The organism is Flavobacterium pokkalii (genome assembly GCF_014596575.1).
GTDB classification, from domain to species: domain Bacteria; phylum Bacteroidota; class Bacteroidia; order Flavobacteriales; family Flavobacteriaceae; genus Flavobacterium; species Flavobacterium pokkalii.
This window is the reverse complement of record NZ_NASZ01000016.1, coordinates 38,829-60,691: the sequence shown is the minus strand read 5'-3', so window position 1 is coordinate 60,691 and position 21,863 is coordinate 38,829. Positions and strand designations below refer to the sequence as shown.

Genomic DNA, 21,863 nt, shown 5'->3' with positions numbered 1-21,863 from the left:
TTAGTTGTATTTAAGTAAATTTTTCTCCAATTCGATGATGCCTGACGGGGTTGCCATAGCCCGGGTATGGTATTCTAAAGCTTCTAATTCGATTCGTTGTGCTTCCATTTCTGAACTCGTATTTTCGTTGATATGGAAAATCAGGACATAATAAAATTTAACGTAGCTTTCGATGTCGATGTCTTTTCGGTACAAACCTTCGGTAATTCCTTTTTTAATGTTTTCTCTAAACCAATTTTCGCATTGACTCACTTCCTGTTCTAATACCCGTTGGTAAATCTCAGGATAGTGTTTTTTTAATTGGTAAACTGGTGAACTGTCAGTACTACTATTAAAGAGTTCTTTAAATAAATTTCTTATTTCAAAATTTTCCTGAATCGCATTATGATTTTTGGCAACTACCGATTCGATTAATTCATGAACTTGTTTGTGAACCAGTTGGGTGCTTTCCTGAATTAAGATTTCTTTGTTGCAAAAATATTTGTAAATCGTTTTTTTAGAAATACACATTTCTCCTGCTATATCATCCATAGTGATACTTTTAAAACCTAGTTTTAAAAACATCTCGCTCGCCTTAGCAATAATTTTGTCTTTCATTTTATTTTATAATCATTTTATGAGTCTTTGAGGTTAAATACTAAATGCTACATTGGCTACTATTTTAATGTCCTGAACTTTTGGTGTATTTTTTTGTCCTAAAAAAGAAGTCGGAATTAATCCAAAATCTTTTCGGTTGATGGCAGCCGTAAGTTCAAAAGCCAGTTCTTTTTCGCCGTCAGAATAATCGTTTTCTATCAGTTCGACATCTAATTCGACTGATTTTGTAATGTTCTTTATGGTTAAATCACCTTTTAAAAAATTGATGTTTTTGTTAATTTTTTGAAAAGAAGTCGATTTGAAACTTATTGTTGGAAATCGGTTGACGTCTAAAAAATCATTTAGTTTTAAATAATTGCCCAAACGCTCCAGTTTCGATTCACGGTTTTTGACATCTAATGAAAAAGCGATAGCAGCATCTTCAATTTCGTTATTCTTTACATTGGCGTAGCCCTGAAAAGAATTGAAAGTGCCTCCTAAATAAGCAACCATCGATTTTTTCATTCTGATTAATGCATCAGACTGATTTGAATTAACCTTCCATTTTGTATTCATGATTCTCGAATTCGTTAGCATCAGTCTGTTTCAGTCTGACTCGGAAATTAATTGTTAAATGCGTTGCAAATATAGAATGGAAACTTTGAAAACCAAAATAGTTTCCATTGTATTTGTAATAATTTAACATTTCAGTGATAAACGTTGTTTGTTATCCAGTGTGAATGCTGTAAATTAGCCCGAAAATTATGTTTATGCACGCCATTAATCAATATCAGGAATTTGTAGCCGAATATCTTCAGTCGCAGTTAGCGATAAAAGAGCCTAAAAATTTATACGAACCGATACATTATATATTAGGACTTGGAGGAAAAAGAATTCGACCTGTTTTAACCTTGATGAGTGCAGAGATTTTTGGGAGTTCTTATCAAAAAGCTTTGCCAGCTGCATTGGCCGTGGAGGTTTTTCATAATTTTTCATTGGTACATGATGACATTATGGATGATGCGCCTTTGCGAAGAGGAAACACGACCGTGCATGAAAAATGGAATATCAATACCGGAATTTTATCCGGAGATGCGATGCTGATTTTAGCGTATCAATATTTTGAAAAATACGAGCCGGTTATTTTTAGGGATTTGGCAAAGTTGTTTAGTAAAACCGCTTTGGAAGTTTGTGAAGGACAGCAATGGGATGTGGATTTTGAATCGAGAACTGATGTAACCATTCCGGAATATTTGAAAATGATTGAATATAAAACCGCTGTTTTAGTGGCTGCGGCGATGAAAATGGGGGCGATTATTGCGGAAACTTCAACTGAAAATGCCGATTTGATTTATGATTTTGGTTTGAATCTGGGAATAGCGTTTCAGTTGCAGGATGATTATTTAGATGCTTTTGGTGATCCAAAAACTTTTGGAAAACAAGTGGGCGGCGATATTATAGAAAACAAAAAGACTTATTTGTATCTGAAAGCTTTAGAGTTTGCTAATGAAATTGACAAACAGGAGTTAGTAGAATTGTTTTTGATTCAAATGGAAGAAAACGAAGCTAAAATTGCTCAGGTGAAAGCCATTTTTCTAAATTCCGGAGCGGCAACGGCTACGCAAAAAGCTATTGAAGCCTATACTTTTAAAGCTTTTGAAACTTTAGATAAAATGAATATCGATTCTGAAAAGAAAAATATTCTGAGAGTTTTTGGAGAAGGTTTAATGGGTAGAAAAGTCTAAAAATTGCCATTGATTTTTGAAATTTAAAATTATGTATGTTACTCCGTTAAATGCTGATTTGTTGTTTGAGGAAGCTCAAAAAGAAGCGCTGTATCTGAAATTGATTGAGCAGTTAAACAAAGATTTTAATCTGGCGAATGAAGGAGTCGATTTTCCGATGAGTCTTTCTCCGGCTGAATTGAAAATTCAGTTGCATGAAAAAATCTACCGGTTGATTCAGTATAAATTTGCTGAATATCTGAATTTGCTTTATGTGATTGATGTTTCGGAAGAAGAGGTTAAAAAACTCGATGGTTCGGATTTGGTTGTTTTGGCTGAAGACGTTGCTTTTTTAATCCTGAAAAGAGAATGGCAAAAAGTGTGGTTCCGTAATAAATTTAAGTAAGACTTTAATTAAAAATAAACCCTCACAAAAGGCATGATAGCATCGCTGTAAGCGCGATTGTTTTCCTGAAATAATACATTGTAGCGTGCGCCAATAGTTATGTTTCCGTTGCGGTAACCGGCTCCTAAAAACAAAGCTGTATTCCAGAAATTATCACTAAAGTCATTGATGCCAATTCCTTTTACATTAACTCTTAGTTGTTCCAGTTCGGCTGAAAGCTGAATTTCCGGAATGGGGTTGAATAAAGTAATCACGCTTCCTCCGTATAAATTGGAATTGTATTCTTCTTTTACTTTTACATAAGTGTATTGTGCGCCTAAACCTATGGCAAAATATTCGTTGACATTATAAATAGCGCTTGGAGCAACGGAAATATCGGTATATCGGTTTCCGAAACTCAAACCTAAACCGCCCCCAAATTGTACTTTTTGCCAAAAAATATTTTTAGAATTGAAGTCGTTTTTTTGGTATTGGGCTGATAAATCAATAGAAATCAATGTAAATACGATGCTTAAAATAGAAAGCAAAACGCCTGAGGTGGGTTTTTTTGACATAAGTATTTAGGTATTTAACATTTTAACAGTTAAAAGTGTTTTAATTTTCAAGCTAATTTAGTTGATTATTGTACTTTTGCCAAACTATTTTAACAAAAAGTATATTCACTAACATTATGGATAGGTTTTCATTTTTAAATGCAGCGCATACCGAATTTTTCGCTCAATTATACGATCAATATTTAGAGAACCCAGATAGCGTAGAGCCTAGCTGGAGAAGTTTTTTTCAGGGTTTCGACTTTGGAATGGAAACATACAATGACGAAAATCCGGTTCAATATATCAGAGAAGTTGCTCCGGCTGCTTCCGTATCTTCAGCTCCTGTAGATAACAGTAAAATTTCTGAGCATCTTCAAAAAGAATTTAAAGTTGTAAAATTAATTGATGGTTACCGTTCCAGAGGACATTTGTTTACTAAAACAAACCCGGTTAGAGAGCGCAGAACTTTTTCTCCAACTTTAGATATTGAAAATTTTGGTCTTTCTGCTGCCGATTTGAATACTACTTTTGATGCGGCTAAAATATTAGGTTTACAACCTTCTTCTTTATCTCAAATTATCAATCACTTAACAACTGTTTATTGTCAGCATATCGGTATCGAGTATATGTATATTCGTCGTCCGGAAATTGTAGACTGGATTCAGAATCGATTGAATGTAAATGAAAATCGTCCAACTTTTAATGCTGATGAGAAAAAAGGGATTTTAAATAAATTAAATCAAGCGGTTTCTTTCGAAAACTTTCTGCATACTAAATATGTAGGTCAAAAACGTTTCTCACTTGAAGGAGGAGAATCGATTATTCCGGCTTTGGATGCGTTAATTGAAAGAGCTGCCGAAAAAGGAGTAGAGCAATTTGTAATGGGAATGGCTCACCGTGGTCGTTTGAACGTTTTAGCTAATATTTTTGGAAAATCTACTCAGGATATTTTCTCTGAATTTGACGGAAAAGATTACGATCAGGAATATTTTGACGGTGACGTAAAATACCACTTAGGACTTACCGCAGACAAAATCACTAAGTCAGGTAAAAAAATCAATATTAACTTAGCTCCAAACCCTTCGCACTTAGAAACTGTAGGTGCAGTAATTGAAGGTATTACAAGAGCAAAACAAGATAAATATTTCCCCGGAGATTTTTCTAAAGTATTACCTATCGCCGTTCACGGGGATGCTGCTATTGCAGGGCAGGGGATTCTTTATGAAATCATCCAAATGGCACAATTAGATGGTTACAAAACAGGTGGAACTATCCATATTGTAATCAATAATCAGGTAGGATTTACAACGAACTATTTAGATGCTCGTTCTTCTACTTATTGTACTGACGTGGCTAAAGTAACTTTATCGCCGGTATTACACGTAAATGCTGATGATGCTGAGTCAGTAGTTCACGCGATGCAATTTGCATTGGATTTCCGTATGCAATTTGGACGTGACGTATTCATCGACTTATTAGGATACAGAAAATATGGTCACAACGAAGGTGATGAGCCTCGTTTCACACAACCGGTATTATATAAAATCATTGCTAAGCACAGAAATCCAAGAGATATCTATGCAGAGAAATTATTGTCTGAAGGAATTATCGATGCTAATTTGGTAAAAACTTTAGAAAAAGAATACAAAGACGATTTAGATCATAATTTAGAAGCGTCTCGTAAAAAAGATTTGACTATCATTACTCCATTTATGCAAGATGAATGGAAAGGATTTCAACAGGTTTCTGATAATGTAATGTTGAAAAAAGTAGATACTAAAGTGGATAAAGGGACTTTAGATTCTATTATCAATACGATTTCTTCTTTACCGGAAGACAAAAAATTCATCAACAAAATCAGAAAAATTGTTACCGACAGAAAAGTAGGTTATGATAACAATACTTTAGACTGGGGTACAGCAGAAGCTTTGGCTTACGGTTCCTTATTGACGGAAGGTTTTGATATTCGTATCTCAGGACAGGACGTAGAGCGTGGTACTTTCTCTCACCGTCATGCGGTTGTGAAAGTTGAAGATTCTGAAGAAGAAGTAGTATTGTTAGACAAAATCGAGAATAAAAAAGGAAACTTCCGTATTTTTAACTCTTTCTTATCTGAGTACGGAGTATTAGGATTTGATTATGGTTATGCTTTAGCTAATCCAAACTCTTTGACAATTTGGGAAGCACAATTTGGTGATTTCTCCAATGGAGCTCAAATTATGATTGACCAATATATTTCTTGTGGAGAAGATAAATGGAACAATCAAAACGGATTGGTAATGTTATTACCTCATGGTTATGAAGGACAAGGAGCAGAGCACTCTTCAGCACGTATGGAGCGTTACTTACAATTATGTGCACGTCACAATATGTATGTGGCTGATTGTACTACTCCGGCTAACTTTTTCCACTTGTTAAGAAGACAAATGAAAACAGATTACCGTAAACCATTGGTAGTATTCTCTCCAAAAAGTTTATTACGTGATCCAAGATGTGTGTCAACCGTTGAAGAATTGGCTAATGGTGAATTCCAGGAAACGATCGATGATACTACAGTAAACAAGAAAGATGTGAAAACATTAGTTTTCTGTACAGGTAAGTTCTATTATGATATCGTTGCTGAAAGAGAAAACAACGGTCGTAATGATGTGGCAGTTGTTCGTGTCGAGCAATTATTCCCATTACCAGTGGAGCAATTAAAAGCGATTATTGCACAATATCCAAATGCTGATGATTATGTTTGGGCACAGGAAGAGCCTAAAAACATGGGAGCTTATACTTTTATGTTAGCTAACTTTGATTTGGTAAAATGGAGATTGGCTTCATTGAAAGCGTATTCAGCACCGGCAGCAGGAAGTTACACCAGAGCAAAACGTCGTCACGCTGATGCTATCAGAATGGTATTTGATAAAAATTTGTTTAGATAGTAATCGCACAGAATAAAGATTTATACATTAAAAAAATAAAATTCATAATTTAAAATAATAGGACATGGTTTTAGAAATGAAAGTCCCATCACCAGGGGAATCAATTAAAGAAGTTGAGATTGCAACTTGGTTAGTAAAAGACGGAGATTATGTAGAAAAAGACCAAGCAATTGCTGAGGTTGACTCTGATAAAGCTACATTAGAATTACCTGCAGAAGCTAGTGGTATCATTACTCTTAAAGCAGAAGAAGGTGATGCAGTAGCAGTTGGGGCAGTAGTTTGTCATATTGATACTTCTGCAGCTAAACCATCTGGATCTGCACCAGCAGCGACTCCTGCAGCAGCACCAGCTCCTGCAGCTGAAGCACCAAAAGCAGCACCTGCGCCAGCGGCTCCTGCAGCACCAGCAACTACTTATGCTACGGGAACACCATCTCCGGCAGCTAAAAAAATATTAGACGAGAAAAATATAGCGCCAGCAACTATAACAGGAACTGGTAAAGGTGGAAGAATCACTAAAGACGATGCTGTAAAAGCAGTTCCTTCAATGGGAACTCCAACAGGTGGAAGCCGTGGTGTAGAGCGTACTAAATTGTCAATGTTACGTCGTAAAGTAGCAGAAAGATTAGTTGCTGCTAAAAACGAGACAGCAATGTTAACTACTTTCAATGAAGTAAACATGACGCCTATCAACCAATTGCGTAATGAATACAAAGACGCATTCAAAGCAAAACACGGTGGTGTAGGTTTAGGATATATGTCATTCTTTACAAAAGCGGTAACAAGAGCGTTAGAATTGTTCCCTGATGTAAATTCTATGATGGACGGTGACCATAAAATTGGATTTGATTTCTGTGATATTTCTATCGCAGTTTCAGGACCAAAAGGATTAATGGTTCCTGTTGTTCGTAATGCTGAGAATTTAACTTTTCGTGGTATCGAAGCTGAAATCAAAAGATTGGCTTTAAGAGCTCGTGACGGACAAATTACAGTTGATGATATGACAGGAGGAACTTTTACAATCACTAATGGTGGTGTATTTGGTTCTATGTTGTCTACACCAATTATCAACCCTCCACAATCTGGAATCTTAGGAATGCACAATATTATCGAGCGTCCTATCGCTGTTAACGGTAAAGTTGAAATTCATCCAATGATGTACATCGCTTTATCTTATGACCACAGAATTATCGATGGTCGTGAGTCTGTAGGATTCTTAGTTGCTGTTAAAGAAGCTTTAGAAAATCCGGTTGAATTGCTTTGCGGTGGAAATCCTAAAAAAGCATTTGAATTGTAGACTTCGACAAGCTCAGTCTGACAAACATATAAATCCCAAATTCCTTGAGCAGGAATTTGGGATTTTCTTTTTATATTCGGAAATGGTATAATGCGTAAAGAACACCCCGCCCTACGGGCACCCCTCTTAAAAAGAGGGGAAGTATAACGTTTATTTGGATTGCAATTTTCAAGAAAGCTAAATTTCCCCTCCTTTGGAGGGGTGCCCGAAGGGCGGGGTGGCAACTATATTTGAAATAAAAAACAAATCAGCTTATGAAACCCGAAATCGTTACTTATATCCATGATAAGCCTATTTACAGGAGAAGTATCGAATTATTGCCGTATAATAAAGCGTTGTCTGGTAGAGCCAAGGCTTTGCGAAAAGCGGGAGTTTTGTCGGAAGTTGTTTTTTGGAGACAAGTACGAAATAATACTTTCTGGACTATTGATTTTGACAGGCAGCGAATTATAGGTAGTTTTATAGTTGATTTTTATGTAAAATCTCTCGGTTTGATAATAGAAATTGATGGTTCTAGCCATGACGATAAACAGGAGTATGATGACAAGAGAGAGGAATTTTTGACTAATTTAGGGCTTTATGTTTACAGGATTTCTGATTTTAGAGTGAAACACGATTTAGATAATGTAATGAAAGAATTAGAGAATTATATTATTCAGGAATTCGGTTAATTATTATAAAATGATATAAATAGAAAATTATGAAAATCAAATTACTATTGCTCACGGTTGTTTTTGGCTTGAATGCTGCTTTCTCCAATCCGCCGGCTAAAAAACGAATTTTGGTGTATACCAAAAACGGCAAAGGTTATGTGCATAAAAATATTCCTTTCAGTGTGGAAGCCTGGAAAAAAATTGGGGAAGCAAACAACTTAATTGTGGATGTATCTGATGACCCGACGGTAATGAATACCGAAAATTTGGCAAAATATAGTTGTCTTGTTTTTTCAAATACCTGTAATGATATTTTTGACACCGAGGAGCAAAGACAAGCGTTGGTGGATTATATTCGTTCTGGAGGAGCCTACGTGGGTGTGCACAGTGCTTCAGATTCTGAGAAAGATTGGCCTTGGTATGCTCAAATGGTGGGAGGGAAGTTTAAAAGACATCCGGCTTTTCAGTCTTTTGAAATAAAAGTGATTAATAAAAATCATCCTGCAACTTCGATGTTAGGCGAAACTTGGAAGAAAGAAGACGAGTGTTATTATATGAACGAATTCAATCCTAATAATCGGGTACTTTTGGCTGCCGATATGCGAACTGTCAAAGACAGCGAAAAAGAGGTTTATCCGGGGCGTACTTTTGGTGATTATTTACCATTGGCCTGGTACCATGAATTTGAAGGCGGAAGAGTGTTTTATACGGCTCTTGGGCATGATAGCAAGGATTATGTTGATCCGGTTTTTATCAGGCACCTTGAAGGTGGGCTTTTGTGGGCGTTAAGAGAAAATTCAAAAGAATCCCATTCGAAGAAAAAAAACCGAAAGTAAATTTTTTAAAAAACTGCAGATTCACAGCCTAAAAATTAATTCTGTGAATCTGCGGTAGATAATTAAGTTTTTAAATTTTTATTTGAATTCTACCCAATCAAATAAGGCATAATTTTGTGTGTAAGGAATATGATCGCCAATAAATGTTAGGTTTTCTACACTGCAAAAGATTTTAAACTTCGTTTGACTACCATAAGTGAGTGTTTTAGTAGTTAAAATTTGATTGTCAATTTTCCAGGTTGCAACGTATTTTTTCTTATTATTTAGAGACAAATTAATACTTAAAGTGTACCATTGATTTCTTTTGATTTTACTTTGAAAAGAATAGAAAGGATTTCCTTGGGAAGTCATATACACAATAAGATCATCTGAAGCAGCATCTAATTCCTGACGGATAGCGGTGTTGCCGTAACCGATTTCAAAATCGAGTTCGTGGGTGTCGTCATTGTATAAAAATGCCCCAATGCTGGCGCAATCGCCTACGCCCATTTCAGGAACATAAACCCGCCAGGAATAAGTTCCTGTTGTATAAGTTGCAGTCGATTTTATTTTGGTTCTTTCCCAGGTATTCGCATTGGTAAACATATGCAGGGTGTCGTTGTCAATATAGTAGTTTGGAAATCCTACCTGTGTAGCGTCTTCCCATTCGTTTATATCATTGAATTCCCAAATGGTTGCCGTTGTGGGTTTTGTTGGAGCTCCTTTTGCAGTCACTGAAGTGTCAGAATTAGAATTAGAAATTACTGTTGTCACTGGACTTTCGTCAACGGTATCTTCTGTAGAACAGGAGAATAATAGTAATCCCAGCGCCAAACAGACGGCTTTAGCGTAGTTTTTTATCATGATGTTTAGTTTTTTTGATTGGCTGTCGTAAATATAAGAAATTATTGTAATAATCAATAATGGCTTTGCCTTTCAATAAAACATCTGCGCCAATGATTCCGTCCACCGTTTTTGCTTTATAAGCAGTTAAAGCTTCGTTTACGTGCGACATGTCAAAAATAATTAAGTCGAAATCATTGTTTTTCCACGAACCCAGTTGGAGTTTATTTTGCGATGCCGTTTGGGTAAGCATTCCTGTAGCTCCGGCGCCGGAAGCCTTAGTTTTAGAATCTTCGGCGTTTAAATGAAACAATTCGATATGTTCAAAACCAACACAGCTGTTCGAAGCTCCCGTATCCAGAATAAAATGTCCGGTTACATCGTTGATTTTGGCTTTAATCAACAGATGTTGGGTTTTGGTAATTTTGAATTTTACCTTTTTATAGTTTTCTTTTTTGAGAATTTCGTGCAGATTTTTCATTTCGGTAGCGAATAAGAAGCCAAATTAAAGCAATTGCAGTTACAATTCCCAAAATAATAGTAGCATAATACAGACTGTTGTCCTTTTTTTCGATAGCACCATAATACACAAAAGCACTCCAGTAGTAAGGCGATTTCTTAGCATTGGAAATATTAGGGTTTTTCAGGAAATCTCTTTTTGCATTGGCATTCGCTTCCAGATAAGACTGTCCGCTTTTGATATTTCGGTAAAAAGAATCCATAAAAACGGAGGTCGTGTAATCGTTGACTTTCCATAAGGAAAATAACAAATTTTGCGCTCCGGCAAATTGAAATCCACGGGCAACGCTCATGCTCCCTTCGCCTTTATAAAGTTTGCCAATACCCGTTTCACAAGCACTTAGAACAACCAAATCAGGATTGAGATTCAAATGATACAATTCGGAATAGAGAATGTCCTGATCGAAAAATTTGATACTCGCCGGACTTACAATATCACCTGCATCGGCATGGGTGGAGAGATGTAAAATCGAATAATTAGCAGCATTTTTTTTGAAGTTTTCAAAAGTTGCATTAGTATTTGCTAAATAGCTTCCTTCGAAATTTTGCCTAATTGACTGCATCTCATTTTTAGAATAAGACAATTCCAAAGATGTTTTTTCGAAAACCGGAAAAATGCCTAAAACTTTCTTCTCTGGATTGTTGTTTTTTTGATTTGGTGACAAATAAAACTGAGCCGAATTTTCATAACCAATGTTGAAATCATTCAGTATGAAATGCATTTGAGCAAAGTTGGTAGTGTTAGATTCTTCGGTGATTAAAGCTTCAAAAGGCAGGAAATTTAAAATCCCGTCCGGAATGATGATGAGGTTTTTGTAATTTGAATTTACTGGTAATTTTAGCATTTTATATAAGGAATGTCCATAATGATTATAGTTCGAAAGGTTGTCAATAATTTTATTGGCATCGCTGAAATAATCTAAAAACGAAATAATTCTTGGCGTTGCAGTATGGTTGTCCCAATAAAAATCAAGTCTAATTCTATTGCTATCAAGAATAAAAAAATACATTTTTTCAAACCCTGAAAAATATTCAATCATCATGGCTTTGTCTTTTTCTAATTTGGCTAGCAAAGCCTTAATGTCGGTTGTTTCTTTTTCAGAAGCGTTATTTTCTGCTCGAATTTGTTTTAGCGAAAGCATGAGTCCATTTTGTTTTTCGATGGCTTCGTTTATTTTTTTGATATTGGCCAAATTCCCTTTTTGTTGTTCTTTCAGAATAAGATTGCTCCAGTTTTGCAATTGTACGATATAGCCTTTTTGTTTTTGGGAAATGGTTTTGTTTTGTGATAAATAGTTTTTCAGGACTCCCGATTTGCTTTGCTCCGCCAATTGAAAAGCCGCTTCGATATAACTTTGTTTTTGTTCTTTTTGATACAATAAATCATAAATGGCAATGCATTTTTCAGTTCTTAGACGAACACGATTTTGATTGATGATTTTTGAGTTTTCATAAATCATCATGTTCGCTAACAATTCTTCGATGTAAAAAGCTAATTGGTAGGCGTCTAATGCTTTTTTGGGTTGGTTTTCTTTACTTAAAATGGCTGCTTTTAAGTCTAAAGCATCCAATAAAGTTGTTTCGGAATAGAGTGATTTTTGATTAGGTAAAACGCTTTTCTTATTGGAATAATTTGGGATTAATATTTTGAATACAGCAGTAATAGCAGAGGTAGATTCCTTTAGTTTTTGTTGTTGAAATAGTAGGGAAGCCTCTTCATATTTGAATTGTGCTATTTTGCGGGTAGAAAGATTAGGAGTTGTATGAAAATAGTTTTTGGCTTTTTCAAAATAAGAATTGGCCAAGTCAAATTTTTGCCATTGCAAATTTATAGAAGCTAAGTTTCTGTAACAATTTGCCAAAGTCTCGGTTTGGGTTTTATCGGTTTGTAATAATTTGATAGCTTCAAGATACGACCCCTCTAGATTTTCGAAAAAATGTTCTTTAATCGGTGGAACCGGAGGAATTGGTCTCCTGTATATTAATACATAGTTGTTCCCCAAATTATTCAGCAGAATCCCTTTTTGGGTTTTGGATAATTTTTCGGTTTGAATGGTTTTTTCTAGTAAGTTGATAGCTAAATCAATTTTACCTGAGTTTTGATACACATTCGATAAATTCAATACAGCAGCATATTGTTGTTGTTGATTTTTATGTTGGGTTGCAATGTAATAATACTCTTTGATGGTGTTTTCGGCATTGTCGTAATCGCCAATAATGGTATATAAATTTCCCAAAGGTTTTAAGCAATATTCTACTATGTCATAATTGTTGAGTTTGTATTTTTGATAAGTTTTCCAAGCTTTTTCATAAGAGGAAATGGCTGATTGAAGTTGGTTAAACTGATTTTCATAATAGGCTTTGTTGCAATTTAAGATTACAATGGCCAGTAATTCATCTTTTGTTTTTGTTTTTGGATTTTTCCAAAAAATATTCTCTGTTATGTTTAGGGATTTTAAATTTTCTGCTGATGGTTGTGCTACAAAGGAATCAACTGCATAGTAGATTTTATCTTCCAATGATTGACTTTGAGAGAAACAAATTTGTGAAAGGAATAATGTAATGAAAATCGTTTTCATCCAGTTTGTCATTCTGACGAAGTAGGACATGAACGACAACGAATTGGTAAAACAATCCCACTTGATGAGATTCCTCCTTCGTCGGAATGACAAAACTAACTTTTGTGATTTATCTGGTTTAAAAAAAACTAAAACTTCCATATTCCATACACCTGAACATAATTAAAATTCTCCTTGAAATTCATCACATAACGAACGCCTAAACTGGGACCGATACGGGCAAATCCAAATGTGGTATCCAGTAATAATCCTGATTTGAAATTGGTAAAACTTTTAGAGTTTGAAATACTACTTTCTTTAGTGTCGATAATTGGAGAATCGGGTTTTTCGGTTTCAAAAGTTTCTATTTTAGTGTAACGTTCCTCTTTTTGCGATGCATTGATATTGGCTTGCACTCCGGCACCAATTCCGATATAGTTGTTGATATTATAACGAATAAGCAATGGAATTTCGTTATTGAAATTGGAATAACTAGTGGTTTCTGTAGTACGTGTTGCTTGACGTAATCCGTTAGCATTAGAAGTAAAACCATTCGTTATGGATGTGTTTGAGTTGTAATCATTTTTGTTATTGATTAATTCAGCTTGCCAGTAAAAACGATAAGATTTATAAGGGGAAATGGTAAATCCGGCAAAATAGCTGGTTGATTTATCTAAATTTGGATAGAAATTATATCCTGCTTTAGCACCAATAGAAATTCCCGGTAGGAATCGGGTGGTGGCATAATTAGTTATAATGGGTTCATTTTTGTCAAAAATAATTGCTGTTCTGCTTTTCGTATTTACTTTATGAAAATCCTTGTTGAATTTCATCGAGTATTTTACAAAGCCTTTAGTACTGTCTTTTTCTTTTACGTTTTTTTGTTCACTTCCCGGTAGGTAAATGTTTTTAAAGGTAAAAATGATTTGTTTTTGTTTGATAATAGTGTCCAGACAACTCGTGGTTGGAACTTCGTCTTTGGGACAAATAGGACATTCGGGGTACATGCCTTCAATGCGGAAGGTTTTTTTGTCAAACATATCCGGAATATCGGTTTCCAGGCGGATTGTTCGTGCAGGACCTTCGCCGTTGTTTTGAAAACGGGTTTTGAAATTGACTCTTTTAAAACGAACCAATCTATAATTCATAAAACTTCCGTTAGAGCCCATTTTGTTGGGGTCGTGGGAAGTGACGATTTCCATTTCCAGATTTTTTACTTTATGGTTTTTGTAACTTCTATTGGGAACATAAATGCCGCGCATCGTGATGGTGGCGCTGGTATCTTTCAGCATTTCAGGAGTGGTTTTGAAAGTGTAAAAAACATTGCGGGTTTCCTGAGGATTAGCATCGTCAAATTCCAGAATGCTGACATTTTCAAAAGTTTCGCGGGCTTGGGCAAGTGTGGCGTCTAAATCTTCTTCGGTGGTGGTGTTTTCGTATTTTTTATTTGAAAAAGTTGAATTTGCGGAAGCAACATAGGAATGAGTTTGATCCATTTCATTTGCAACAGCAAAAGTGTTTTCTTTTACTTCTCTTTCGCCTGCATAAGTTCTAAAATCGGTCAGTTCAAAATTGTTGTCTTTGAATTGTTTTTCGTTGTAAAAAAGATAGATTTTCCCGCTGGTAACATAATTTTCCAAGTTTTGATAACTCAGAATTACTTCCATTTGCTGATTTGGAATAGGGTCACAGTTTTTTTGTAAGGCAAAGCCGTTTTGGTTAGCAGCATAGGCGATTTCGTCAAAATTTTTATCTGAGATTTCATTAATCACTACTTTTTTGGGTCGGGTAGCGGGTGGTTTTCCGTTATCGTAATTGTTGGTTACAGTTAATCGGGTGGTGTAAGTTCCTTTGTTTTTGTAGCTGTGTTTGGGTTCGGCTGCTTTACTGTAAGAGCCATCGCCAAACTCCCACAGATAGGAAAAACTGGGTTTGGGTGCGCCTGCGATTGGGATTAGCGGAGGTGTTTCGGGTTTGAATAGAACCATATTCCCGTTTTGATGGTAGTTTATTGCGGCTCGTCGGGTAACGGTATCTTTGACTTTTTTTTGGGAAAATAAGAGCAAAGAAAAAAGAATAAAGAGAAAAGAAAATAGTGGTTTCATAATCAGTTTTGGTTTGTTGGGAAAGCGACTAATTCTTGGTTGGTTAAGGATTAAAATCTTTTAAAAATAGAAAAAAGTGATGAGCAAATCACCACTTTTTTCAGAATTTAAATTTGGGAATCTTTATTGGATCGCATTGATTGCGGCAATTAATTGGGCTTCGGTGCCAACAGTGGTTTCAGCCATTGTAAAAGTGTACACGTCATTAGCCTGAACAGTTACTCCTTTGATAGCGTATCTCCAGTTTCCGTTTTCTTCGGTTACAAAAATTACGTGACAGGCTAAACCAATTGGAATTTGTCCGTAGTGTTCGCTAAATAATCCTTGAGCAGTGTAAGTGTCCAGTTTTGCTAGAGCGTTAGTTCCTTCGCCGTCATAAGACAAATAGATGGCACTATTTGTGTTGTCATATCCTTCCGGAGCATCGGCAAGAATCGTAGTTTTAGGTCTTGGGTCGCTGTAGAATTTATCCACATTTGTCCAGCCAAAGTTTCCAAAACTTACATAATAGTTGTTTCCTTCGGCCTGAACGCCACCTTTTCCGTTGGCACCATCGTTACGGGCATCTTTCCAGGCTAGATTTCCTTCGTCGTCAATAATTCCGTTCCATAAAGTCATGGCGTTGTCAACTCCTCCGGTAAGATCGGCCGGAATCATTAAAGTGATGTTGCAAGCAGTTGCTAATTCTTTTCCGTCCTGAGTGGCTTTGATAAAGAATTCTCCTCCGGAAATGAGTAAGTTTCGGTTTCCGTCAGCCATAATTCCCATAGTAGGTTTGTTGGTTACTAACATGTTTCCTTTGTCAAAAAGTTCTACATATTCGATTTTTACTTCGCCGGTTACCGGATTTCCGTCTTTGGTTAAACAGCTTCCGTTGATGGTGATTTTTACACCGTTTTCAGAAGTAAATGTTTGGGCTCCATCCTCGGCATTGAAGGTAAATTTCTGAGTGATTTTGTCTAAAGCAGCCTGTCTTACGTCTGCAAAAGCGGCAGCTGTTGCCGGAATGTGTTCGTTGTCATTTTCGCAACTTACAAATGAAATTGCCGCTAAAAATAAAAGTCCGATGGTTTTAAAATTTGTTCTCATGATTTCTTGATTTTAATTATTGTTTAAAATGATTTTTCTGTTTTTACTGTTATATCAATTCGGTTTTGAAATTGTTACCCCAGTGGTTTAATTTTTTTTGATTTCTGTTTATATATCCGTTGGTTAAATAATTTGTTATCCTTTAATCTGTCCCGAAGCGTCGGGATATTTCAGATTTTTTTTGTTTCATATTACTATATCAACAGTGGTTTTGAATTGTTACCCTGTCATTTGGATTTTTTTTAATGTTTAAGAACGCTTACAGTGATATATCAATATGGTTTTAAAATTGTTACCCTAATTTTTAGTATTTTCGATAAATTTTTTTCTATGATTAAAACCCAATTACACCCTGATCAATATTTAATCGAAGGATTGGCGAATAATGATTCGGCAGTGATTCATTCTATTTATAAAAAGTATGTTCCCAAGGTTGTTTCGTATATCAGGAACAACTCGGGAGATGAAGATCAGGCGCAGGATGTGGTTCAGGAAATAATGATTTTACTGTTTAATCAGGCAAAGGCTGGTAAATTGCAGCTGACTTGTCCGTTTGATGCCTACTTTTTTTTATTGTGTAAAAGAAAATGGTTGAATGAACTCAAAAAATCCTCGAATAAAGGGGTAACAATTTCGGACGATTTTACATCTGTTAATGAACCCACAGAAGAAATGGTGGCACAAACAGAATTATTTGAAGAAAAACAACAGCTTTTTGATGCCATGTTTCAGCGTTTAGGCGAAAAATGTCAGGAAGTTTTAAAATGGAGTTTTACCTTGAAATCGATGGAAGAAGTAGCTCAAAAACTAAATGTGAGTTATGCTTATGTGAGGAAGAAAAAATCGCTCTGTACGGGTCAGTTGACGCAGTGGATTCAGGAACACAGTAGTTTTAAAACATTAAAAAAACAGGAGCCATGAAAGAAGAAATATACCTATTGTTTGATCAATATCTTCAAGGCGAATTGTCTGAAAAAGACCGATTGGATTTTGAAAAGCAACTTTCTGAGAATGCAGAATTGAAATCAGAATTTGAAACTTTCAAAGAAGTGCAATTGCAACTGGAAACCAAATTTGATTTTGCAGTGGATCGAGAGACATTTGAAACTAATTTGAAAAATATTTCCCGGGACTATTTCAAACCTAAAAAAGCGAAACTTATTTCGATGAAACCGTATGTTTATATGGCGGCGGCTACCGTAATTTTGCTGTTGGGCTTGTTTTTGTTTCATCCTTCCGAACCTAAATTTGAAGATTATAATCAATTTGAGAATGCCTATTTAACCGAAAGAGGCGAGGGGTTAGAGCTAGTAAAAGAAGCTGAAAATGCTTTTAATGCTAAGGATTATAAAAGGGCAATTCCGCTTTTTGAGGCTGTTTTAAAAGAAAAACAATCGGCTGAGATTCAATATTTTTATGGGATTTCCTTATTGGAAAACAACCGAATAAAACAAGCCGAAGCAGAGTTTAACCAAATAAAATCAGGTAATTCTGTTTATAAAAATAAAGCGATTTATGCTTTGGCTTTGGCCAAATTAAAACAAAAAGATTATAAATCCTGCAAAGAAATTCTTTTAGAGATTCCTTCGGATTACGAGCATTATGATAAGGTTCAGGAATTGCTAGATAAGCTGGATTAGGTTTTTAAACACATAAGAAACAAAGGAAAACAAAAGACACAAAGATTTTACACTTTGTGTCTTTTGTTTTTAAATGTAATTGAGGTGAAACTTTTGTGTCTTTTGTGGTTAGTTTTTAAAAATCTTTGCAATTTTGCATTCTTAAACTTTAGCATTGGAAACAAAACCCATCATTACCGATACCCACACCCATTTATACAGCGAAGAATTTGCTCCCGATAGAGACGAAATGATGCAACGAGCTCTGGATGCCGGAGTGACTCGTTTTTTTATTCCGGCTATCGATTCGGCTTATACCGCTGCCATGTATGATTTGGAAGCGAAATATCCGGAGCATATTTTTTTGATGACCGGAGTACATCCTACGCATGTGAAGGAAAATTATTTGGACGAATTGCAATTTGTCGAAGATGAATTAAAAAAGCGAAAATTCTATGCTATTGGCGAAATCGGGATTGATTTGTACTGGGATAAAAACCATTTAAAAGAGCAACAACAAGCTTTTAAGAGACAAATTCAGCTGGCCAAAAAATATAAATTGCCTATTGTGATTCATTGTCGGGAAGCTTTTGATGAGGTTTTTGCGGTTTTGGAAGAAGAAAAATCGGATGATTTGTTCGGGATTTTTCATTGTTTTTCCGGAACTTATGAGCAGGCGCTTCAGGCTTTGTCTTATAATATGAAATTAGGAATTGGCGGAGTAGTCACTTTTAAAAATGGAAAAATTGACCAATTTTTGAATCAAATTGATATTCAACATATTGTTTTAGAAACCGATGCGCCTTATCTGGCTCCGGTTCCATACCGTGGAAAAAGAAATGAAAGCAGTTATTTGGTTAAGGTAATTGATAAGTTATCATCGCTTTATGGTATTTCTGCCGATGAAATTGCCCGAATCACTACCGAAAATTCGAAAGCAATTTTTGGGATTTAAAACGTAATTCGCAAAAGTTTAATATTTTTTTTGTTCATTTGTTTTTTAATAATACCAATAATGCAAAAGTTTGACGAGATTCGGCCGTATTATGATTCTGAAATAAATAAAGCGATTAAAGAAGTGCTTCATCACCCGATGTTAAAGTCTCTGATGAATTTCTCTTTTCCTGATCTAGCCGATGAAGTTTGGAAAGAACAATTGTTGAAAACGCATTCGATTCGTGATTTTCAGTGTAATTTTATTTACCAATCGGTTCAAAAAGTGCTGGAAAAAAGTTCAGAAGGTTTATCGACTTCCGGTTTCGAACATTTAGAACCTAACACTTCCTATTTGTTTGTTTCCAATCACCGTGACATTTTGTTAGATACTACTTTGCTCAATGCTACTTTGTTTGAGCATGATTTGGTGATGACGGCTTCGGCCATTGGAGATAATTTGGTAAAACAGCCATTTTTGCATGTTTTGGCTAAATTGAATAGAAACTTTTTGGTGCAACGTGGTTTGGGACCAAGAGAAATGTTGCAAAGTTCTAAATTGTTATCCGAATATATCAATCAATTGTTGTTGCATGAAAACCGTTCGGTGTGGATTGCGCAACGTGAAGGAAGAACCAAAGACGGAAATGATGCTACAAATCCGGGTGTTTTAAAAATGATAGGAATGGCTTCGGATGAGGCTAATTTGATGGATTATTTCAAAAAATTAAAGATAGTTCCGGTATCTATTTCCTATGAATACGATCCTACTGATGCTTTAAAAATGCCGCAATTATTAGCTGAAGCCAATAATGAAGTGTATGTAAAGCAGGAAAATGAGGATTTTATGACCATTTTGAGTGGTGCTTTAGGGCAAAAGAAACGCATTTACATTCACATTGGAAAAGTTTTAGACACGGAAATTGATGCTATTGTAGCCGAAAATGACAATGTAAATAAACAAATTCAGGCTTTAGCTCAGGCAATTGACGATTCAATCCTGAATAGCTATAAGTTGTGGCCTACCAATTATATTGCGTATGATATTTTGAATGAAACAGATAAATATTCGAACCAATATACACCGGATGAAAAAGCGGTTTTTGTTAGAAGACTGGAACAACGAATTGATGCGACTAATCCTGTTGCCTGGCAGGGAATATTAGCCATGTATGCTAATCCGGTGGTTAACAAAATGAAATATTCGCATGAACTCAAGGACTAAAATTCTGCTGATTTACACCGGGGGAACCATTGGGATGCAAAAGGATTTAAAAACCGGAGCATTAAAAGCGTTCAACTTTAGTAAATTATTACAAAGAGTTCCTGAGTTAAAACAGCTGGATTGCGAAATTGAAACTTTTTCTTTTGAAAAACCTATAGATTCTTCGGATATGAATCCGGAACATTGGAGAGCTATTGCTTCAGTGGTGGAAACTAATTATAATCAATTTGATGGTTTTGTGGTGCTTCACGGCTCAGATACAATGTCTTATACGGCTTCGGCGTTGAGTTTTATGCTCGAAAATTTGGCAAAACCGGTTATTTTAACGGGTTCTCAGCTTCCTATTGGCGATTTGCGTACCGATGCTAAAGAAAATTTAATCACCGCGATTCAAATTGCGTCCATGCGCGAAAATAATCGGGCAGTAATTCGGGAAGTTTGCCTTTATTTTGAATACAAATTGTATCGTGGCAATCGGACTACGAAGATAAATTCGGAGAATTTTAATGCTTTTTGTTCGCCAAATTATCCCGCATTAGCCGAATCGGGCGTTTATTTGAACTTTAAATCGGAATTGTTTTGGGCTATAGCCAAAGAAAAAGAATTAAACGTTTGCTATTCATTTGATACGAATGTGGTGATTGTGAAAATGTTTCCGGGTATGAGCGAAAGGATTTTTACCGCTATTTTAGCTATTTCTGAATTAAAAGGAATTGTTTTAGAAACCTACGGTTCCGGAAATGCTACAACCGAAAGTTGGTTTTTAAATGCTTTGGAAACAACAATTAATAAAGGGGTTCAGGTAGTTAATGTTACGCAATGCTCGGCGGGAAGTGTCAATATGGGACAATATGAAACCAGTTCGGATATGAAAAAGATTGGCGTAATTTCCGGAAAAGACATTACCACCGAAGCTGCAATCACTAAATTGATGTTTTTGCTTAGTCAAAATATAGCGCCAAAAGATTTTAAATCGGTTTATGAAACATCCCTTAGAGGAGAAATGACAGAATAATTCATTTTTTGTTTTTCTAACTCAATTTTTTTCTAGTTATTTGCAAACTCAAAATAGAGAGGTGTCCGAGTGGTTGAAGGAGCAAGCCTGGAAAGTTTGTATGTGGGTAACTGCATCGTGGGTTCGAATCCCATCCTCTCTGCTAAAGTGTATATAAAGTAAGTTAAAACCCCTAAAAAACATATGTTTTTTAGGGGTTTGTTGTTTCTTACTCAGTTCGTTTTAGTAACTTAGCAGTAATACAATGTTGGAAATTAATTAATTCGCATACAATGTTCAGACATCAGGGCAAAAAAAGAACTTTAGTACATAATCTGAGAATTGCGACTGTTTTGTCCTTTGTGGCCGGGATTGTAAATGTAAGCGGTTTTTTGGCGTTCAGGCAACTAACGACTAATGTTACAGGACATTTTGCTTTGTTTATTAATGATGTTTCTAATTTTGATTTTTGGAAAGGAACCGTTTATTTTCTTTATATCTTTTTTTTCTTTTTGGGTTCATTTACTTCCGGGTTTTTAACGGAGAAATTTGGGAAAAACAAAGAACTCAAAATCTATGTTTTTCCAACAACTATAGAGTTCTTTATCTTGATAATTATTGGTTTTTTAAGCGATTCTTTTGCTAAAGGTTTTCCTGATTTAATAGTTTGTGCTTTGCTTTTCGCGATGGGACTTCAAAATTCTTTTGTGACAAAAATTTCAAACGCGGTAGTGAGAACTACTCATCTTACGGGTTTGTTTACCGATTTAGGAATTGATGTTTCTCATTTGTTTTTCCCCGAATTACATCCTGATAAGGAAAAATTAAAGGAAAGTATCAAACTCCGAATTTATATTATTGCATTCTTTTTTGCAGGAGGTTTATTTGGTGGACTTTGTTATTCCAAATTGAATTTGAAACTGAAAACATTAATAGTTGCGGCTTTAATTTTGCTGATAAGTTTGTTGCTCGATAAAATGCGGTACAATCTGATAAAAGCCAAACGAAAACATTTACAAAGGAGAAGCAGTTTTTCTTAGTGTTTTT

Annotated in this window: 20 protein-coding genes and 1 tRNA gene; 13 read left to right on the top strand and 8 right to left on the bottom strand. The window is 35.5% G+C overall.

Annotated features, from left to right (window positions below; translation table 11 throughout):
- Both B6A10_RS10890 and B6A10_RS10885 read right to left on the bottom strand, forming a co-directional pair.
- Complete coding sequence (locus tag B6A10_RS10890; RefSeq protein WP_055091825.1) at positions 1 to 597, bottom strand: TetR/AcrR family transcriptional regulator; 597 nt, start codon at positions 595 to 597, stop codon at positions 1 to 3.
- Between the two features lie 33 nt (positions 598 to 630).
- Positions 631 to 1,152, bottom strand: coding sequence for a YceI family protein (locus B6A10_RS10885; protein ID WP_055091826.1), 522 nt, complete (start codon positions 1,150 to 1,152; stop codon positions 631 to 633).
- 194 nt (positions 1,153 to 1,346) lie between these two features.
- On the opposite strand from B6A10_RS10885, the gene B6A10_RS10880 reads away from it, so the two are divergent.
- Together B6A10_RS10880 and B6A10_RS10875 are read left to right on the top strand one after the other, a co-directional pair.
- Entirely contained in the window at positions 1,347 to 2,321 is a 975-nt protein-coding gene (locus B6A10_RS10880) for a polyprenyl synthetase family protein (RefSeq protein ID WP_055091827.1), read from the top strand.
- A gap of 31 nt (positions 2,322 to 2,352) precedes the next feature.
- On the top strand, positions 2,353 to 2,706 hold the full coding sequence (locus B6A10_RS10875) for a hypothetical protein (protein ID WP_055091829.1): 354 nt from the start codon (positions 2,353 to 2,355) through the stop codon (positions 2,704 to 2,706).
- Between the two features lie 8 nt (positions 2,707 to 2,714).
- Here B6A10_RS10875 and B6A10_RS10870 read toward each other — a convergent pair whose 3' ends face one another.
- Entirely contained in the window at positions 2,715 to 3,260 is a 546-nt protein-coding gene (locus tag B6A10_RS10870) for a hypothetical protein (RefSeq protein ID WP_055091831.1), read from the bottom strand.
- A 116-nt stretch (positions 3,261 to 3,376) separates the two neighbouring features.
- Here B6A10_RS10870 and B6A10_RS10865 point away from each other — a divergent pair, with 116 nt between their 5' ends.
- The 4 genes from B6A10_RS10865 to B6A10_RS10850 all read left to right on the top strand — a co-directional run bounded on the left by B6A10_RS10865 (position 3,377) and on the right by B6A10_RS10850 (position 8,952).
- Positions 3,377 to 6,166: a 2-oxoglutarate dehydrogenase E1 component gene (locus B6A10_RS10865; RefSeq protein WP_188220900.1), complete on the top strand. Its 2,790-nt coding sequence runs from the start codon at positions 3,377 to 3,379 to the stop codon at positions 6,164 to 6,166.
- A gap of 64 nt (positions 6,167 to 6,230) precedes the next feature.
- Complete coding sequence (odhB, locus tag B6A10_RS10860) at positions 6,231 to 7,463, top strand: 2-oxoglutarate dehydrogenase complex dihydrolipoyllysine-residue succinyltransferase (protein ID WP_188220899.1); 1,233 nt, start codon at positions 6,231 to 6,233, stop codon at positions 7,461 to 7,463.
- A gap of 254 nt (positions 7,464 to 7,717) precedes the next feature.
- Positions 7,718 to 8,134, top strand: a complete 417-nt coding sequence (locus tag B6A10_RS10855; RefSeq protein ID WP_188220898.1) for an endonuclease domain-containing protein — start codon at positions 7,718 to 7,720, stop codon at positions 8,132 to 8,134.
- Between the two features lie 29 nt (positions 8,135 to 8,163).
- Entirely contained in the window at positions 8,164 to 8,952 is a 789-nt protein-coding gene (locus B6A10_RS10850; RefSeq protein WP_188220897.1) for a ThuA domain-containing protein, read from the top strand.
- A 78-nt stretch (positions 8,953 to 9,030) separates the two neighbouring features.
- Here the strand turns inward: B6A10_RS10850 and B6A10_RS10845 are convergent, their stop codons facing one another.
- From B6A10_RS10845 to B6A10_RS10825, 5 genes are all read right to left on the bottom strand, one after another.
- On the bottom strand, positions 9,031 to 9,795 hold the full coding sequence (locus B6A10_RS10845) for a hypothetical protein (protein WP_194431835.1): 765 nt from the start codon (positions 9,793 to 9,795) through the stop codon (positions 9,031 to 9,033).
- A complete protein-coding gene (locus B6A10_RS10840; RefSeq protein ID WP_188220896.1) occupies positions 9,776 to 10,255 on the bottom strand; it encodes a retropepsin-like aspartic protease in 480 nt (159 codons plus the stop codon). The genes B6A10_RS10845 and B6A10_RS10840 overlap by 20 nt, the downstream gene beginning before the upstream one ends.
- The gene (locus tag B6A10_RS10835) at positions 10,215 to 12,872 is read right to left on the bottom strand and encodes a CHAT domain-containing protein (RefSeq protein ID WP_238929394.1); all 2,658 of its coding nucleotides are present in this window, start codon (positions 12,870 to 12,872) and stop codon (positions 10,215 to 10,217) included. The genes B6A10_RS10840 and B6A10_RS10835 overlap by 41 nt, the downstream gene beginning before the upstream one ends.
- 128 nt (positions 12,873 to 13,000) lie before the next feature.
- The gene (locus tag B6A10_RS10830; RefSeq protein WP_188220895.1) at positions 13,001 to 14,956 is read right to left on the bottom strand and encodes a PKD domain-containing protein; all 1,956 of its coding nucleotides are present in this window, start codon (positions 14,954 to 14,956) and stop codon (positions 13,001 to 13,003) included.
- Positions 14,957 to 15,079: 123 nt separating this feature from the next.
- A complete protein-coding gene (locus B6A10_RS10825) occupies positions 15,080 to 16,045 on the bottom strand; it encodes a hypothetical protein (RefSeq protein ID WP_188220894.1) in 966 nt (321 codons plus the stop codon).
- Positions 16,046 to 16,375: 330 nt separating this feature from the next.
- Between B6A10_RS10825 and B6A10_RS10820 the strand changes: the two genes are divergently transcribed.
- The 7 genes from B6A10_RS10820 (at position 16,376) to B6A10_RS10790 (ending at position 21,856) form a co-directional block, all read left to right on the top strand.
- A complete protein-coding gene (locus B6A10_RS10820) occupies positions 16,376 to 16,966 on the top strand; it encodes an RNA polymerase sigma factor (RefSeq protein WP_188220893.1) in 591 nt (196 codons plus the stop codon).
- On the top strand, positions 16,963 to 17,685 hold the full coding sequence (locus B6A10_RS10815) for a tetratricopeptide repeat protein (RefSeq protein ID WP_188220892.1): 723 nt from the start codon (positions 16,963 to 16,965) through the stop codon (positions 17,683 to 17,685). The genes B6A10_RS10820 and B6A10_RS10815 overlap by 4 nt, the downstream gene beginning before the upstream one ends.
- Before the next feature lie 154 nt (positions 17,686 to 17,839).
- The gene (locus B6A10_RS10810; RefSeq protein WP_188220891.1) at positions 17,840 to 18,619 is read left to right on the top strand and encodes a TatD family hydrolase; all 780 of its coding nucleotides are present in this window, start codon (positions 17,840 to 17,842) and stop codon (positions 18,617 to 18,619) included.
- A 60-nt stretch (positions 18,620 to 18,679) separates the two neighbouring features.
- Entirely contained in the window at positions 18,680 to 19,822 is a 1,143-nt protein-coding gene (locus tag B6A10_RS10805; protein ID WP_055091851.1) for a 1-acyl-sn-glycerol-3-phosphate acyltransferase, read from the top strand.
- On the top strand, positions 19,806 to 20,837 hold the full coding sequence (locus B6A10_RS10800) for an asparaginase (protein WP_188220890.1): 1,032 nt from the start codon (positions 19,806 to 19,808) through the stop codon (positions 20,835 to 20,837). The genes B6A10_RS10805 and B6A10_RS10800 overlap by 17 nt, the downstream gene beginning before the upstream one ends.
- Positions 20,838 to 20,892: 55 nt before the next feature.
- Positions 20,893 to 20,979, top strand: a tRNA-Ser gene (locus tag B6A10_RS10795).
- A 130-nt stretch (positions 20,980 to 21,109) separates the two neighbouring features.
- Complete coding sequence (locus B6A10_RS10790) at positions 21,110 to 21,856, top strand: YoaK family protein (protein ID WP_188220889.1); 747 nt, start codon at positions 21,110 to 21,112, stop codon at positions 21,854 to 21,856.
- Positions 21,857 to 21,863: the final 7 nt, after the last annotated feature.